The sequence below is a fragment of the Streptomyces sp. NBC_01283 genome, assembly GCF_041435335.1.
Lineage (GTDB): Bacteria > Actinomycetota > Actinomycetes > Streptomycetales > Streptomycetaceae > Streptomyces.
Map to the genome: position 1 here is coordinate 8,846,514 of NZ_CP108430.1, position 15,845 is coordinate 8,862,358.

The 15,845-nt window shown below is 67.8% G+C and carries 14 protein-coding genes; 8 read left to right on the plus strand and 6 right to left on the minus strand.

All coding sequences use genetic code 11. From position 1 onward, the window contains the following. Positions 1-8: 8 nt before the first annotated feature. Positions 9-641, minus strand: coding sequence for a TetR/AcrR family transcriptional regulator (locus OG302_RS39955; protein WP_371749645.1), 633 nt, complete (start codon positions 639-641; stop codon positions 9-11). A gap of 205 nt (positions 642-846) precedes the next feature. Here OG302_RS39955 and OG302_RS39960 point away from each other — a divergent pair, with 205 nt between their 5' ends. The 3 genes from OG302_RS39960 (at position 847) to OG302_RS39970 (ending at position 5,182) form a co-directional block, all read left to right on the plus strand. Further along, positions 847-2,244: an MFS transporter gene (locus OG302_RS39960; RefSeq protein WP_371749646.1), complete on the plus strand. Its 1,398-nt coding sequence runs from the start codon at positions 847-849 to the stop codon at positions 2,242-2,244. Next, entirely contained in the window at positions 2,241-3,461 is a 1,221-nt protein-coding gene (locus OG302_RS39965; RefSeq protein ID WP_371749647.1) for an FAD-dependent monooxygenase, read from the plus strand. Before OG302_RS39960 ends, OG302_RS39965 begins: the two co-directional genes overlap by 4 nt. Before the next feature lie 164 nt (positions 3,462-3,625). Beyond that, on the plus strand, positions 3,626-5,182 hold the full coding sequence (locus OG302_RS39970; RefSeq protein WP_371749648.1) for a hypothetical protein: 1,557 nt from the start codon (positions 3,626-3,628) through the stop codon (positions 5,180-5,182). 12 nt (positions 5,183-5,194) lie between these two features. Here the strand turns inward: OG302_RS39970 and OG302_RS39975 are convergent, their stop codons facing one another. Then, positions 5,195-6,391 (minus strand): acyltransferase family protein, encoded by a 1,197-nt coding sequence (locus tag OG302_RS39975; protein ID WP_371749649.1) that lies wholly within the window; start codon positions 6,389-6,391, stop codon positions 5,195-5,197. 305 nt (positions 6,392-6,696) lie between these two features. Here OG302_RS39975 and OG302_RS39980 point away from each other — a divergent pair, with 305 nt between their 5' ends. Continuing rightward, positions 6,697-7,953: a glycosyltransferase gene (locus OG302_RS39980; RefSeq protein ID WP_371749650.1), complete on the plus strand. Its 1,257-nt coding sequence runs from the start codon at positions 6,697-6,699 to the stop codon at positions 7,951-7,953. A 23-nt stretch (positions 7,954-7,976) separates the two neighbouring features. Here the strand turns inward: OG302_RS39980 and OG302_RS39985 are convergent, their stop codons facing one another. Continuing rightward, positions 7,977-9,221, minus strand: a complete 1,245-nt coding sequence (locus tag OG302_RS39985; protein WP_371749651.1) for an MFS transporter — start codon at positions 9,219-9,221, stop codon at positions 7,977-7,979. A 112-nt stretch (positions 9,222-9,333) separates the two neighbouring features. Here OG302_RS39985 and OG302_RS39990 point away from each other — a divergent pair, with 112 nt between their 5' ends. After that, the gene (locus OG302_RS39990) at positions 9,334-9,786 is read left to right on the plus strand and encodes a winged helix-turn-helix transcriptional regulator (protein ID WP_371750375.1); all 453 of its coding nucleotides are present in this window, start codon (positions 9,334-9,336) and stop codon (positions 9,784-9,786) included. Positions 9,787-9,848: 62 nt separating this feature from the next. Here OG302_RS39990 and OG302_RS39995 read toward each other — a convergent pair whose 3' ends face one another. Beyond that, a complete protein-coding gene (locus OG302_RS39995) occupies positions 9,849-10,598 on the minus strand; it encodes a helix-turn-helix domain-containing protein (RefSeq protein WP_371749652.1) in 750 nt (249 codons plus the stop codon). A gap of 251 nt (positions 10,599-10,849) precedes the next feature. Between OG302_RS39995 and OG302_RS40000 the strand changes: the two genes are divergently transcribed. Genes OG302_RS40000 through OG302_RS40010 form a run of 3 tightly spaced genes read left to right on the plus strand, consistent with a single transcriptional unit; the run spans position 10,850 to position 13,306 of the window. Then, positions 10,850-11,521, plus strand: coding sequence for a DUF4097 family beta strand repeat-containing protein (locus OG302_RS40000; RefSeq protein ID WP_371749653.1), 672 nt, complete (start codon positions 10,850-10,852; stop codon positions 11,519-11,521). A gap of 40 nt (positions 11,522-11,561) precedes the next feature. Continuing rightward, a complete protein-coding gene (locus tag OG302_RS40005) occupies positions 11,562-12,518 on the plus strand; it encodes an ATP-binding cassette domain-containing protein (protein WP_371749654.1) in 957 nt (318 codons plus the stop codon). Continuing rightward, a complete protein-coding gene (locus OG302_RS40010) occupies positions 12,515-13,306 on the plus strand; it encodes an ABC transporter permease (RefSeq protein ID WP_371527864.1) in 792 nt (263 codons plus the stop codon). Before OG302_RS40005 ends, OG302_RS40010 begins: the two co-directional genes overlap by 4 nt. A gap of 127 nt (positions 13,307-13,433) precedes the next feature. Here the strand turns inward: OG302_RS40010 and OG302_RS40015 are convergent, their stop codons facing one another. Both OG302_RS40015 and OG302_RS40020 read right to left on the minus strand, forming a co-directional pair. Next, positions 13,434-14,492 (minus strand): VWA domain-containing protein, encoded by a 1,059-nt coding sequence (locus OG302_RS40015; protein WP_371749655.1) that lies wholly within the window; start codon positions 14,490-14,492, stop codon positions 13,434-13,436. 107 nt (positions 14,493-14,599) lie between these two features. After that, the gene (locus OG302_RS40020; protein ID WP_371749656.1) at positions 14,600-15,790 is read right to left on the minus strand and encodes a globin domain-containing protein; all 1,191 of its coding nucleotides are present in this window, start codon (positions 15,788-15,790) and stop codon (positions 14,600-14,602) included. Positions 15,791-15,845 lie beyond the last annotated feature (55 nt).

The window sequence follows — 15,845 nt, forward strand, 5'->3', positions numbered from 1 at the left end:
CCCCAGCCCTACCTGGTCCGGTACGCGCGGAGGAAGGTCCGTACTCCCTCGACGACGAGGGGCCGGACGCGGGTGTCCTCCACGGCATTGGCGGAACCGAGCCTGTCCAGCGCGACGCCGAACGTCAGCGCGATGAACTGGTCGGCCGCGAGCCGGGGGTCGGGGACGTCCAGCAGCCCGGCCGCGGCGAGAGCGGCGAACCGCTCGGCGAGCGCCTCGTCGGGGGTGTCGGCCATGGAGTTGTAGCCCCGGTGCGGCAGATGGCCGGATTCCGCCCGGACCAGGCGTTGCAGCGTCGCGTACTCCGCCGAGCCGAGCATGTCGGTCGCGATGCGCATCGAGAACGTGACCAGGGAGTCCTCGAGGTCGGCGGCCTCGGTGAGATCGGTGAGGGTTTCATCGAGGGTCCGCCGGATCGTGGTGATCAATGACTGGCCGACCGTGTCGACGACTGCGCGCAGCAGCGTCTGCTTGTCGCCGAAGTAGTCGTAGACCGTGCGCTTGGACACCTCCGCCCGGGCGGCGATCGCGTCGACGCTGGACCGGTCGAAGCCGTCGGCGAGGAACAGTTCCCGGGCCGCCGAGAGGATGGCGGCCCGCTTTTGAGTGGATCCCTCGCGCAGTGTCTTCGTGGTCGGCATGGGCACATCTTAATCGTCCTACACTGCACGGTGTAGTGTAGTTCTCGCCCGCCGGGTGGCGCTGTCGTACACCGCTCCGGCCGACGGAGATGAGCGCGCGTCAACTCGGTTACGGGGTAGGCGGGTTGCCTCCGCCGGACGACCGCCACCTGACCACGGGCACCTGTCCGCGCCCTACTGGCCCGGCAATGACGGAAGGACGTCCATGACCGCAACTCTGGCTCCGCCGATCCGCATCGGAAAGGCCGCTGTCTGGGCCCTCGGCCTGCTTGCACTCGCCACCGGCGCCCTGGAGTCGGTGGTGACGCCGACGCTCCCGCTCCTGCAACGCGAGCTGGACATGAGTCCGGCCGAAGGGGCGTTGCTCAGCATCGTGCTCCTCATCACCGGCGCGCTCATCACGCCGGTCGCAGGCAAGTTAGGCGACCGCTACGGCGGAAAACGGATCCTGATCCGGCTGATGGCGGTGGTCTGTGCCGGTGGCCTGGTGTCCGCCCTCGCGCCGAACCTGCCCGTGCTGCTGCTCGGCCAGATACTGCAGGGGGCGATGGTGGGAGCGCTGCCCCTGTCGTTCATCGTGGTGCGCAAACACCTCCCCGCGGGTGAGTCGAAGGTGGCCATCGGGACGGTCAGCGGGTTGTTCGTCGGGGGCGGGATGGCGGGAACGCTGTCGGCGGGGCCCGTGGCGGAAGGGCTGTCCCGGCACTGGATGTTCGCGCTGCCGACGATCGCGGTCATCGGGACCACCCTGCTCGTGAACAGGCTGATGCCGCAGGATCCGCCGGGCCGTTCGGACGACGCCGGAATCGACTGGCCCGGCCTGGGCCTGATGAGCGGGACGCTGGTCACGCTCATGCTCGTGCTCGCCCTCGCACCGGACATCGCCTCACAGCCACTCGTGCTCGGCGCCCTCATCGCGGTTCTGGCCGCCTTCGTGACCGGATGGGTGGCCGTCGAGCGCCGCGTGCCCTCTCCGATGGTCGATCTGCGCATGCTGGCACGGCCTGCGGTATGGAAGTCGTGCGTGCTGACATTCGTGATCTGCGTCGGCACCTCGGTGCCGGTCTATCTCGTCCCGCAGCTTTTCGCGGTGTCCGAGGACGCGTACGGATTCGGCGCCAGCGCCACCGAGATCGGCTTCTTCCTGCTGCCCGGCGCCGTGGCAGCGTCACTCGCCGGGCCGATCGGTGGGATCGGGGCGCGGCGTCTGGGCTCGCGTGCCGTGGTCACCGCCGGGATCGTCATCATGGTCGCCGCCCTGATCGCCCTGGCGGCGATACACACCGAGGTCTGGCACCTCGTCATCGGCAAGATGATGATCGCGCTCGCCAACGGCCTGTGCGTCACGGCGATGGTGACCAGCACCGCCACCTCCGTCGACCAAGGTGACACCGGCATCGCCACCAGCCTGGTCCTCGTGACCCGGGTGATCGGCTTCGCCGTGGGTGTGCAGGTCAGCGGTGCGCTCCTCACCGCCGCGACCCCTTCCGGGTCCGACGTCCCGGCCGAATCGGCCTTCGTCACCGGCTTCCTCATAGCAGGCGCCGTCACGGCGCTGTCCCTGTTCGTCGCCCGCACCATGAGCAAAGGAGTCAAGGAATGACCCGCACTGATCAGCCGAGGGACAGCCGCACCACGCCGAGGCGCAAGGTCCTGATATCCGGGGCCAGCATCGCGGGGCCCGCCCTCGCGTTCTGGCTGAACCGCCACGGATTCGCGGTCACGGTGGTCGAGAAAGCAGGCGCGCTTCGAGGCGGTGGATACCCCATCGACGTGCGCGGCACCGCACTTGAGGTCGTCCGGAGGATGGGAATCCTGCCTCGGCTGCGGGACGCGCACATCGATCTGCGCCGCCTCACCTTCCTCGACGAGGACGGCGGCGAGGTGACCTCGGTCAAGCCGCACAGCGTCACCGGCGGTGTCGCGGGACAGGACCTGGAGGTGCGGCGCGGGGACCTGACCGGCGCTCTCTACGCGGCGGTCCGCGACGACGTGGAGTTCCTGTTCGACGACTCCATCGCCACCCTCGACCAGACCGGCCACGGGGTCGACGTCACCTTTCGCGGGGGCGGCAGGCGTACGTTCGACATGGTGATCGGGGCGGACGGCCTGCATTCACGTACCCGCGAGTTCGTCTTCGGCCCCGAGGAACAGTTCCACCGCTACCTCGGCTACTGCTTCGCCGGGTTCACCATGCGCAACACCTTCGGGCTCTCCCACGAGCTCATGATGTGGAACACCCCGGGCAGGGCCGCGGCACTCTACGCCGTGGGGGACAACGACGACGTGCACGCCTTCCTCAACTTCGCCCGCCCGGAGCCGCCGTTCGACGCGTTCCGCAACCCGGAGGCCCAACGGGACCTGGTCGCCACGGTCTTCGCCGACGCGGGATGGGAGGTCCCTGGCATGCTCGCCGCCCTGCGCGACGCGGACGACCTGTTCTTCGACGCCGTCAGCCAGATCCGCATGCCGCGCTGGTCCAGCGGCAGGGTCGCGCTGGTGGGCGACGCCGCGTACGCGCCGTCGTTCCTCACCGGGCAGGGGTCAAGCCTCGCCCTCGTCGGCGCGTACATGCTCGCCGGTTCCCTGGCCGACCGGGACCACGCCGCCGGCTTCGCCGCCTACGAACACGACACCCGTGCGTTCGTGACCGTGAACCAGGACCAGGTCGGCGAGGGCGACGCCGCGCTCTTCCCGACCACCGCCCGGGCCCTGGAGCAGCGCAACGACATGCTGCGCCATCTCAGCGCCATGCCCTCCTCGGAGGGACGACCGGCCCACTCGGCCCTCACCCTGCCCGCGTTCATACCCGTGACGTGAAGGGGGCGACCCTGGTCCTCGGTCCTTGCAACGGCTCCCGCTGTGCACCGAGTCCCGCGTATTTCTCGTCGGGGACGGTGCCGCCCCGGCCGGGCTCTGCTACGCAGGAAGAGGCCTCGCGCGAGGGCGCAGCCGGTGCGCCGCGGTGTGCCAAGGGGGGAATCATGGCCGACTCCGTACGTCGTCAGGGTCCGCGGGTGCCCGAGTTCGATCCCAAGGTGGGGGTCGATGTCAGTACGCGGTGGACGGGCGATCCCCGGCACCGCCTGGTCGCGATAGGGGATTCGCTGACGCAGGGCTTCCAGAGCGCTGCGGTCTTCAACACGTCCCTGTCGTATCCGGCGATCGTCGCGCACGAGCTGGGCTGCTTCCCGCAGTTCCGCTTTCCCCAGTACGGGGGCTTCGGCGGGCTGCCGTTCAACCTGGAGCTCTTCCTGCGCGACCTGGAGTCCCGATACGGGCGGAACCTGGACTGGTGGGAGGCGCCGCTGGCGCTGTTCCGGGCCCGCAACGTGATGGACCGGGTGGAGGACTACTGGGAGCGCGGAGCCGGCCGGACCGTGCCGTCGACGACGGCGATCATGCACAACCTCGCGGTGTTCGGGTGGGACCTGCGTGATGCGCTGTCCAAGTCGGCGGACGAGTGCCGCAAGCGGATCGACACACCGAAGGACGACCTGGTGAATCAGGTCGTGCAGAACGCCGGTGAGCGTGCCGCCCTGCGCGTGCTGCCCACCCAGCCTCAGGCGGCGGGGGCGCTGACCCAGTTGAGCGCGGCGGCCGAGCTGGGCAAGGACATCGACGGCACAGGGGCCAAGCACGGCATCGAGACTCTGGTCGTCTTCCTGGGCGCGAACAACGCCCTGCGGGCGGTGACCGATCTCCGCGTGGTGTGGAGCGAGGACTCCGGCTTCGACGACCTGGACGCCAAGCGGCGTTTCACGGTCTGGCGGCCGAAACACTTCAGGTCCGAACTGCGCAAAGTGGCCGCCGAAGTCTTCGACATCAAGGCGCGGCACGTCATCTGGTGCACGGTTCCGCACGTCACGATCGCGCCGATGGCACGCGGTGTCGCTGCCAAGATCCAGCCCGGCTCGCGCTACTTCCCGTACTACACCCGCCCCTGGATCAAGGACCGGGACTTCGACGCGGGCAAGGACCCCAGCATCACCGCGGAGCAGGCGCAGCAGGTCGACGACGCGATCGACGAGTACAACGACGCGATCACCGAGACGGTCCGGGCCGCCCGGACCAAGGGGAAGGACTGGTACCTGCTGGAGACCTGCGGCCTGATGGACCGCCTGGCGTCGCGCCGGTATGCCGAGGACCCGCTGGCGCGTCCGAGCTGGTGGCAGCCGTATCCGTTGCCGTCGTCCCTGCAGGCGCTGTCGCCGCCGCCGAACTCCCACTTCCTGGCCGGTGAGGGCGAACGGCGCACGGACGGCGGGCTGTTCTCGCTGGATGGCGTGCACCCGACGACGGTCGGGTACGGAATTCTCGCGCAAGAGGTGATCAACGTGATGCGGCTGGCGGGAGTCCGGTTCTTCCGTCCCGACGCGAGCACCCTCCGCCAGGACCCGGTGCTCGTCGACTTCGACCGGCTGATCCGCCACGACACACTGGTCAACCGCCCGCCGGGGAATCTGGGCTCGGCCCTGGGCGCCTTGGGCTGGGCCGATGAGGCCTTGGACCTGTTCCGGCGGGTGTTCTCCACTCTCTGACGGGGCGTCTGGCTACCTGGGCGACACGACTGCGGCCGGGGGAGCAGTGGGAACACCGGGTGCGGTGGGAGCAGGCGGGTGTGCGGTGGGCGCGGGCGGGTCCGTGACGAGGTAGGCGCGGCGCCAGCGCAGGAAGGGCCGTTCGATGCCGTTGAACGTGACCGCGGCCGCGACCAGGGTGATCGGGAGAACCGCCGCGACCGCGGTGAGGAAGGCATCCACCACGGGCCGTTCCGTCAGCTCGAACCACCAGCGGCGGGAGATGATCGCGGTGACGACCATGTAGTGGAGCAGGTAGACGGAGAAGCTCATCTCGCCGACCTTGGCGATGCCCCTCGACACGATCCCCGTCGAGGAGATGGTGGCCACATAGGTCAGCACCACCAGGGCCCACACCGTTCCCTCCATGTCGACCCAGAGCAGCCGTGTGGCGTGCCGCTCGTGGAAGGCGTGGGTCTGGTTGAACGCCCAGATCGCTCCCGTGGCCAGTGTTGTCGCTACGGCGACCTTCAGGACTCCCTGGAAGCGTTCCCGGTGGTGCACGAAGAACCAGGCGGCCACCATGCCGAGGAGGAACTGGTCGATGCGGCCGGCGAGGCTGTAGTAGAGCATCGAGTTCACGCTGATGCTGCCGGTGGCCGAGGCCCACACCAGGGCCCGGATCACGGTGACACCGGCCAGGAGCTTGAGGAGAGCCAGGGGTCCGCGCCTGGTGAGGAGCCTGCTGAACAGCGGGAACAGCAGATAGAACTGCAACTCGACCGCGATGGCCCACCACATGCTCGACACGGCGCCCAGGCTCAGGGACCCGGGCAGGTTGCCCAGACCGACCAAGGACTGGAGCACCGCCAGCAGGTTCACGCCCTGCTTGTGCGCGCCGATGCCCAGGATGATCAACGCGATGTAGAGCGGGAAGATCCGCAGCACGCGGTTGCCCATGAACCGGCCGTAGTGGACGTCTTTGCCCAGGGTGCCGATGGTGAAGATGAATCCGGAGAGCACCATGAAGAGGGCCACCCCGGAATGGCCTTCCAGTACCAGCGTGGCAAGCGGGTTCTCCGAATAGAGCCAGCCGTGGGGGTCACTGTTCGGGGTCTCTCTGAGGTACGGAGAGATCATGTACGTGCCGTGGCAGAGGAGCACCAGCAGGGCGGCGTAGGCACGCAGGTGATCCACGGACACGAGGTACTGCCGGTTACTGCTGCGCATGCGTGGGGCCGACCTCTCATCACCGACGTCGCGACGGCGACCTCGCGACAGAGAGCCGGCGACCTCGCGACAGAGAACTGATGAAGGACGACAACACCGCGCGAGCAGCCAATGCGGTACATGCGCACGAGCCCCTCCATATTGCCGGATAATTTCACTCATCCGAGGGTTCGCAGACGTTATGCGGCTCGCAACCTTGGGTCGGTCCTGTCGTTGGGATGGCGAGTGGCCCCTTTCTCGCGATTTCTGTCGCGCCAGGGCCTTGGCAACTCCGTATGGAGTGTGGCTACAGGAGCTACGGCACCTTGCACATCTCATTTCTCATCCACAATTCCTTCGGGTTCGGCGGCACGATCCGCACCACCATCAACCTCGCCAACGAGTTGGTCGAGCAGCATGATGTGGAGATCGTGTCGGTCTACCGGCACCGGGATGCACCCGTGTTCCCCGTGGACCCGCGCATCCGGATTCGACACCTGGTGGACCTGCGGAAGGGGACCCCGGGATATGAGGGCGACCTGCCCGAGGCCCGGAGACCCGCTGCCGTCTTCCCCAGAAGCGAGACGCAGTACCCGCACTACAGCCGACTGACCGATCAGCGGATCGCCGATCACCTGAGTTCCCTGACGAGCGATGTCATCGTGGGTACGCGACCGGGCCTGAACGCACATATCTGTTTGCAGGCAAAGCGGGGACCGCTGCGTGTCGGGCAGGAGCACCTGACGTTCCGGAATCACTCGCGGCCCCTGCGGCTCACATTGCGGCGGCTCTATCCGCGGCTGGACATGCTGACGACCACGACCTCGGCAGACGCGGAAATCTATCGCAAGCAGATGACACTTCCGGGAGTGCGCATCGAGGCATACCCCAATCCTGTTCCGGCGCCGTCGAATGTCCCGACCGGCAGCAGGGACAAGGCGGTTGTCGCTGCGGGGAGACTCGTTCCGACGAAACGGTACGACCTCCTCATCCGGGCCTTCGACAGAGTCCGAGCCGAGCGTCCTGACTGGGTTCTCCGCATCTTCGGCCCAGGGATCGCGAGCGGCCACGGAGTGAAACTCCAGCGGCTCATCGAGGAATTGGGCCTGGAAAAACACGCGTCTCTGCTGGGCGCGGTATCGCCCCTGGAAAGCGAGTGGCTCAAAGCGGGGCTGGCCGCGAGCGCTTCGGACCACGAGTCCTTCGGGATGACCATCGTCGAGGCGATGCGGTGCGGGGTGCCCGTGGTCTCCACCGACTGCCCCTTGGGGCCGAGAGAGATCATCTCCGATGGAGTCGACGGGCGGCTCGTACCGATGGGGGATGAGAAGGCCCTCGCTCGACACCTCCTGGAGCTCATCAACAGTGACGACCTCCGTCAGCGGATGGCCGAGGCGGCGCAGACCGCATCGGCGCGATACGAACCGGCGCTCATCGCGGGCCGTTTTGCCGATACCTGCGCACAACTGACACGGCGGCACGGCGCGAGCGGGTCCCTCAGAACCGTCGTGCACCAGGCCCGGGGCTCAGTGATCGGTGCGGTCTACGGAGTCAAGGACGCGGTGCGGAATAGGCTCAACTGAGCCTACACAGATGGCCAGTTGGTTCATACGGTGACGGGGCCCTGGGTGTCGTGACGGGTGAACGCCCACAGCGCGAGCCCGAAGCAGCTGAACGCGGCGCCCAGTACGCATACGGCACCCCAGCCGGCCACCGTGTAGAGGGAGGTCGCGGCGATGGCGCCGGTGGCGCTCCCGATCGAGTAGAAGACCATGTATCCGCCGATCAGTCTGCTGCCCGCCTCCGGGTGCAGCGCGTAGATCAGGGTCTGGTTGGTGACATGGACCGCCTGCACGGCGAGGTCGAGAAGGATCACCCCGGCGATCAGGGCCCACAGTGAGCTGCGGGTGAAGGCCAGGGGCACCCACGAGGCGGCGAGCAGCGCCAGGGCGATGCCGGTGGTCCGCCGGGAGAGGCCACGGTCGTTCAGGCGGCCCGCCACGGCCGCGGCCAGGGCGCCGACGACGCCGACGAGACCCAACGCCCCGATCGCACTGTGGGACAAGAAGTACGGGGCCTCGCTGAGCGGCAGCGCGACGCTGCTCCACAGAGTGCTGAAGGCGGCGAAGACCAGCAGACCGAACAGGGCGCGGATCCGCAACAGTCTTTCCCGTGCGAACAGGTTGACGGTGGAGCGCAGGAGCTGTCCGTAGCGAAGGTTCGTCGGTGGAGCGGCACTGTGGCGTGGCAGCACTCGGTACAAGGTCAGGGCGAGCAGTGCGGTGAGCGATGCCGAGGCGAGGTAGACGGAGCGCCAGCCCGCGAGGTCGGCCATGAGTCCGGACGCGGTGCGGGCGAGCAGGATTCCGATGACCACGCCGCTGGTGACCATACCCACCACGCGTCCGCGCCGGGCGGCCGGTGCCAGTGATGCCGCGAAGGCCACCAGCGTCTGCGTGACGACCGCGAGAAGCCCCGTCGCGGCCAGGCCCGTGAGCAGGACAGCCGCCGTGGGGGCGGCGGCCACTACGGCCAACGCCAGTACCAGAAGCAGCAGTTGGGACACGACGAGGCGTCTGCGGTCGACCACGTCGCCCAGTGGCACCAGGAAGAAGAGCCCGAGTCCGTAGCCGACGTGCGTGAGGGTGACGACACTGCCGACCAGGGCCGGGCTCATGGCCAGGTCGTGGCCGATGGTCACCAGGAGCGGCTGGGAGAAGTAGACGTTGGCCACCGAGGCGCCGCAGGCGACGGCGAACAGCATGACGACGCCGCGGGTCAGGCCGAAGGAGGGGTCTTCTCTGCCGCGAACCTCGGTCCGTCGTGTCAGATCCTCGCTGTCGCAGGGCATCGGCACCCCTCCGTATTCTGGTTTCAACTTGCTACCAATGATGACGGCGAAGGTAGCGCCTTTTGGTAGCATGTTGCAACCACCATGAGGGCTAGTGAGGGACGTGGACACGATGGTGACCAGGACGCGCTTCGACGACAGCGAATGCCCTGTCGCCCGGTCGGTGGACGCGATCGGCGACTGGTGGTCCCTGCTGATCGTGCGGGACGCCTTCGACGGAAGCCGACGCTTCGGGGAGTTCCAGCGCAGCCTCGGCGTGGCGAAGAACATCCTCACCGCACGTCTGCGTGCGCTGGTCGCGGGCGGTGTCCTGGAATCCGTCCCGGCCTCGGACGGAAGTGCCTATCGCGAGTATGTGCTGACGCCGAAGGGGGAGGCGCTCTTCCCCGTCATCGTGGCGCTGCGGCAGTGGGGCGAACAAAACTTCTTCGCCCCCGGCGAACCGCACTCGCAGCTGGTCGACCGCCGGCAGGGGCAAGACCTCCGTCCACTGGAGGTGCTGTCCGCGGACGGGCGCCCGCTGGCGCCCGCCGACACCACCGTTCACAAGGTCTCCGCCCAGTGATCTGACGCGGCCGACTCGCCCGGCCCTGCGGCGTGCGCGGGCCCTGTTCGGTCAATCGGCGCTCACCCAGTGCTCACCGGGCCGCTGTTGTCCGGAGTCGTTCCGGCCTTCGTGTACAGCACGTCGCGGGCTTGGTTCGCCGCGCGTACGAGGCTCTCGTTCACGAAGTCGAGGAAGCGGGCGACGTTCTCGAGGCGGGCGGCGGCCGCGGTGTGGGGGCCGAGGACGCCGACGCCCTGCCGCGCGATCTCGACGACGTGGGCGGTCGAGCGGGCGCTGGCCATCATCGACTGGTACCAGATGTCGTCGTCGACGATGTAGCGGTCGCGGCGGCGTTCGTCGCGTTCCCGGCGGACGAAGCCCTGGCTCTCGAGGTACGCGATCGCCTTGGAGATGGACGGGGGGCTGACCTGGAGGCGCTCGACGAGTTCGGACGCGGTGAGGCTGCCGGAGTCGGTGAGGGTGAGACAGGCCATCACCCGGGACATCATCTTGGGCATGCCCGACCCTATGAGGACCGTGGTGAACAACTCCTCGTACTCACGGACGGCCTCGGCGTCGCGTCCGTGGGCCTCCGGGGCTCTCTTCGGGTCTCGGGGCGCCGCCTGCCGACGGCGGTGGGCGCGGTGCTCGGTGGCCCGGTGGGCGAGGTCGGCACGGTAGGCGGTGGGGCCGCCGTTGCGCATCACCTCGCGCGTGATCGTCGACGTCGGGCGTTCGAGGCGCCTGGCGATCTCCGCGTAGGCGAGCCCGTCGGCGAGGCCCACCGCGATCTCCTGACGTTCCTGCTGGGTGAGTCTGCCTCCCGGCATCGCGGTCTCCTTCGTGGTGCGTGGTGTCCCCCAGTATAGCGTTCGCTTCTATCTCATTGCAACGAACGCGTAGAGGTCGTTGCGTTAGATTGCACACCACTGCAACGAATTAGTTGCTCTCACCTGCGTATATGCCGAATCTATGCAACGTGGCTGTTGTCAGAAGCGTGAACGCAACATAGCTTTCCATCATCAGAAACGACGGGCCGCAGGGCCCGAAACGTAGAACAACACAGAACAGGGAGCACACCATGCAGAAGTTCGACACCTCCGCCCCGATCTCCACCGTCCTCGACATCCCCGCGGGAAACATCCGGTTCATCGCCGCCGACCGGACCGACACCACGGTCGAGATCCTGCCCGCCGACGCCTCGAAGGGTCGCGACATCAAGGCGGCGGAGCAGACCACGGTCGAGTACGCCGACGGCGTCCTGCGGATCGAGGCCGCACAGGCGAAGAATCAGATCCTCGGGAGCTTCGGATTCATCGAGGTGACGGTCCAACTGCCCGCCGGCTCCCACATCGAGGCGAAGGCCGCCAGCACCGAGTTCCGGGGAGTCGGACGGCTCGGTGACGTCGTTTTCGAGGCCGCGCACGGTTCGGTGAAGCTCGACGAGACCGCGAGTGCTCGCCTCACCCTCCAGGCCGGTGACATCTCGGTCGGCCGCTTGGATGGCTCGGCGGAGATCAGCACCCAGAAGGGCGACCTGCGGATCGCCGAGGCCGCGCACGGCACGGTCACGCTGCGCACCGAGCACGGTGAGATCTCGGTCGCCGCCGCCCGCGGAGTCTCCGCCTCGCTGGATGCAGGCGTCGCCTACGGCCGGATCCACAACACGCTCCAGAACACCGAAGGCGCCGCCGCCGGTCTGAACATCCATGCCACCACCGCCTACGGCGACATCACCGCCCGCAGCCTCTGACCCGCAGTCTCGAACCCGCAGCCTCTGAGGAGCACTCATCATGACGAACCTGGCCATCGCGGCGAACGGGCTGCGCAAGTCCTACGGCGACAAGGTCGTGCTCGACGGCATCGACCTGGCCGTCCCCGAAGGAACGGTGTTCGCGCTGCTCGGCCCGAACGGTGCGGGCAAGACCACCGCCGTCAAGATCCTCTCGACGCTCATCACCGCCGATGGCGGACAGGCCCAGGTGGCGGGCCACGACCTCACCACGGACCCCCAGAAGGTGCGCGCCGCGATCGGTGTCACCGGGCAGTTCTCCGCTGTCGACGGCCTGATCACCGGCGAGGAGAACATGCTCCTCATGGCCGACCTGCACCACCTGCCCAAGCAGGAGGGCCGCCGGGTCGCCGCCGAGCTCCTGGAGCGCTTCGACCTGGTGGAAGCGGCGAAGAAGCCCGCCTCGACCTACTCCGGCGGCATGAAGCGCCGCCTGGACATCGCCATGACGCTGGTCGGCAGCCCGCGCATCATCTTCCTCGACGAGCCCACCACCGGCCTGGACCCGCGCTCCCGGCACAACATGTGGACCATCATCCGCGAGCTCGTCACGGACGGCGTCACCGTCTTCCTCACCACCCAGTACCTTGAAGAGGCCGACGAACTCGCCGACCACATCGCCGTACTCAACGACGGAAAGATCGCCGCCGAAGGCACCGCCGAGGAACTCAAACGGCTCATCCCCGGCGGCCACGTACGCCTGCGCTTCGACGACCCGACCGCCTACCAGTCCGCCGCCACCACCCTGCGCGAAGTCACCCGCGACGACGAAGCACTGGCCCTGCAGATCCCCAGCGACGGCACCCAGCGCGAACTGCGCTCCCTCCTCGACTGGCTGGACTCCGCAGGCATCGAAGCCGACGAACTGACCGTGCACACCCCCGACCTCGACGACGTCTTCTTCGCCCTCACCGGCCCGGCCGCCGTCCCCAACCAGCCCAAGGAGAACGTCCGATGAGCTCCCTCTCCCTCACCGTGCGCGACTCGTCCACGATGCTGCGCCGCAACCTCCTGCACGCCCGCCGCTACCCCTCGCTGACCCTGAACCTGCTGCTCACACCGATCATGCTGCTGCTGCTCTTCGTCTACCTCTTCGGCGACGTGATGAGCGCGGGCATCGGCGGCGGCGGCGCCGACCGCGCCCAGTACATCGCCTACATCGTCCCCGGCATCCTGCTCATGACCATCGGCGGCACCGTCGTGGGCACCGCCGTCTCCGTCTCCACCGACATGGCCGAAGGCATCATCGCCCGCTTCCGCACCATGAACATCCACCGCGGCTCGGTCATCATCGGACACGTCATCGGCAGCGTCCTGCAATCAGTGGCCAGCGTCGTCCTCGTCGGCGCCGTCGGCGTGGCCATCGGCTTCCGCTCCACCGACGCCACCGTCCTGGAATGGCTCGCCGCCTTCGCCCTCCTGGTCCTCTTCGCCACCGCCCTGACCTGGATCGCCGTCGGCATGGGCCTGGTCAGCCCCAACGCCGAGGCCGCCAGCAACAACGCCCTGCCCATGATCCTGCTGCCGCTCTTCTCCAGCGCCTTCGTCCCCGTCGACTCCATGCCCACCTGGTTCCAGCCCATCGCCGAATACCAGCCCTTCACCCCCGCCATCGAAACCCTCCGCGGCCTCCTCCTCGGCACCGACATCGGCAACAACGGCTGGATCACCCTCGCCTGGTGCCTCGGACTCTCCGCCCTCGGCTACCACTGGTCGAAGAAGGTCTTCAACCGCGACCCGAAGTAACCGCCATGACAACGCGGGCCAACTCCCGCACCTCGCCTCGCTCAAGGGCGGCGTACTCCGACACCGCGTCGGCGCGCGCCGCCCTTTCGGCGTATTCATGGCGGAGCGTTCAGAACATTCGGGGCGTTCAGAGCATGATGAGCAGACGAGTTTTCGGCTTGAGCTTCCTGTTCACCGAACGACTCTGTACGTAGACCTCCAGTTCGGGATTGTTCCCTGCCTTCACCGAGACGGTTCCTTGGATTCCGTTCCCGAACAGAAGGCTCCGCGCCGCATCTCCCGTATAAGCGCGATCGGTGCTCTTCTCGACCACGATTACTTCCTTGTTGGGCTGTACCTGGGCCCGGGCGCCCAACTGGTAGTAACAGGAACCGCGTTCGTAGGCCACGCCCGGATGCGAATCGACGAAGGGGCGGATCTCGACTTCCTTGTCGACCTTGAGCAGTCGGTACCTGTCGGCCGGAATCGGTTCGAGGTTTGCCCGTACTTCGTCGATCGATATGTCCTGACCGACGGTGAACAGGTTCTTCGTGCCGCGCACGCCCTTCTCGCGGGCCCGGAGGAAGCTGGTGGCGGCGGCGCGCACGGTACCGATGGCCTCCTCGACGCCCTCCTGGGAGTCCGCGTCCCAGATGGCTATGTTCCCGGCGGGGAAGCCGTAGTTCTGCGCCGTCCGCTTGGCCAGGGAGTTCGGCACCAGGATGGCGGACGTCCAGTGGTCGGGAAGCCCGCCCATCTTCGCCGCGATCCTGCCGAGCCAGGGGCCGAGGATCTTCATGTCGCCGTCGTGTCGCCTGTCGCCGCCGGAGGCATTCTCCTCACCGTCCGTCACGACGATCTGCAGGAAGCTGTGCTCGCCGTATTCCTCCCAGATGTGTCCCAGGTCGTCCAGGGATTTCAGCGATGCCTCGATGAGGGCCGTGGCTCCATTGTTCACCTGGTAAAGCCCACGCATGGACGGCAGATGCTTCACGTCCATGTCCCAGACGAGATTCTCCACCCTGTGGTCGAAGGAGTAGAGGCTTATGCGGGTCTCGTGGCCGAGGCTGTCGGACTCGGCTTTCAACCCCGCCACGAACTCGTCCACAACGCGGATGAGTTGGCTCTCGTGCGGACGCATGGAACCCGAACAGTCCACTACCAGAGCGACGTGATTCACCTTGTGCTGAATCCTGTTGGCGGACATGCTTCTGCTCCTTCTTCGAGGCACTCCCGAGCTGCTTCCCGAGTGATTTCACTCTATAAGGAGGCACTGACAACGGCCCTTGATGCCTCGTCACCCGGCGCCCGTCGCTACCGCCTTGCGAGCCACAGGTCGGGGCCGAACACCTCGTAGTGGACATCGGCGGCGGCCACGCCCTTGCCGAGGAGCTGCCCCCGCACCGCGCGCATGAACGGCAGCGGCCCGCAGAGGTAGGCGCGGGTACCGGGCGCCAGGGGTACGCCGCTGAGGTCGACGTGGCCGGTGTGGTGTCCGGAGTCGGGGTCCTCGTACCAGAAGTGCGCCGTGCCGGCGGGGAGTTTGGCCGCCAGTGCCTCGTGATGGGCGCGCAGCGCGTGGCTTCCGGGGGAGCGGTCGGCGTGCACGACCGTCACGGGCCCCGGATGTCCGGCGGACGCGAGCTCTTCGAGCATGGCCAGCATGGGCGTGCAGCCGATGCCCGCCGAGGCGAGCAGCAGGGGTGCGTCGCCCGGCGCCAGGACGAGGTCGCCGTAGGGCGGCGAGAGGTGCAGCAAGTCGCCCTGCCGGACGTGCGCGTGCAGGTGGTGCGAGACCTCCCCGTCGGGGTCGCCACTGGCGCCGGTGACCTTCTTGACCGCGATCGCGCGGGTCGTGGCGGACGGTGCGCCGATGAGGCTGTACTGGCGTACCTGCCGTGCGCCGTCGGGCAGTTGAACCTGCACGGAGACGTACTGCCCGGCCCGGAACGCGGGCGCCGGGCCGCCGTCGGCCGGGCGCAGCAGGAACGACGCGACGGCGGGTGTCTCCTCCGTGCGGTCCACCACCTCCCACGGTCGCCATACGTCCGCGTCGACCACCCCCTGCTCCGCGTACAGCTGACTCTCGATCGCTGTCAGGGCGTTCGCCATCAGCCAGTACACCTCGTCCCACGCGGCGGCGACCTCAGGCGTCACCGCGTCACCGAGAACCTCGGCGATGGCTTCGAACAGGTGCTGGTGCACGACCGGGTACTGGTCGGCCCGCACACCGAGCGAGGCGTGCTTGTGCGCTATCCGGCGCAGCATCACGTCGGGCCGGTCGTCCGGGTGCTCCACCAGGTAGGTGGCGAAGGCCGCGATGGACCCCGCGAGCGCCTGGCGTTGGGTGCCGGCGGCCTGGTTGCCGCGGTTGAACAGGTCGCGGAGCAACTCCGGACGGGCCGCGAACAGCTTCCCGTAGAAGAGCTCGGTGATGTCCTCGATGGCGGCGCCGACCGCGGGGAGCGTGCTGCGGACGACGGCGGCGGAATACCCGGTGAGCATCAACGGACTCCTTAATATGCATCTTAGACTCGTATTTATAGGTGTGCGGTGACAT

Coding starts and splice junctions, on each gene's coding strand:
- OG302_RS39955 (WP_371749645.1), bottom strand. CDS start 641: ATGCCGACCACGAAGACACTGCGCGAGGGATCCACTCAAAAGCGGGCC.
- OG302_RS39960 (WP_371749646.1), top strand. CDS start 847: ATGACCGCAACTCTGGCTCCGCCGATCCGCATCGGAAAGGCCGCTGTC.
- OG302_RS39965 (WP_371749647.1), top strand. CDS start 2,241: ATGACCCGCACTGATCAGCCGAGGGACAGCCGCACCACGCCGAGGCGC.
- OG302_RS39970 (WP_371749648.1), top strand. CDS start 3,626: ATGGCCGACTCCGTACGTCGTCAGGGTCCGCGGGTGCCCGAGTTCGAT.
- OG302_RS39975 (WP_371749649.1), bottom strand. CDS start 6,391: ATGCGCAGCAGTAACCGGCAGTACCTCGTGTCCGTGGATCACCTGCGT.
- OG302_RS39985 (WP_371749651.1), bottom strand. CDS start 9,221: ATGCCCTGCGACAGCGAGGATCTGACACGACGGACCGAGGTTCGCGGC.
- OG302_RS39990 (WP_371750375.1), top strand. CDS start 9,334: ATGGTGACCAGGACGCGCTTCGACGACAGCGAATGCCCTGTCGCCCGG.
- OG302_RS39995 (WP_371749652.1), bottom strand. CDS start 10,598: ATGCCGGGAGGCAGACTCACCCAGCAGGAACGTCAGGAGATCGCGGTG.
- OG302_RS40000 (WP_371749653.1), top strand. CDS start 10,850: ATGCAGAAGTTCGACACCTCCGCCCCGATCTCCACCGTCCTCGACATC.
- OG302_RS40005 (WP_371749654.1), top strand. CDS start 11,562: ATGACGAACCTGGCCATCGCGGCGAACGGGCTGCGCAAGTCCTACGGC.
- OG302_RS40010 (WP_371527864.1), top strand. CDS start 12,515: ATGAGCTCCCTCTCCCTCACCGTGCGCGACTCGTCCACGATGCTGCGC.
- OG302_RS40015 (WP_371749655.1), bottom strand. CDS start 14,492: ATGTCCGCCAACAGGATTCAGCACAAGGTGAATCACGTCGCTCTGGTA.
- OG302_RS40020 (WP_371749656.1), bottom strand. CDS start 15,790: ATGCTCACCGGGTATTCCGCCGCCGTCGTCCGCAGCACGCTCCCCGCG.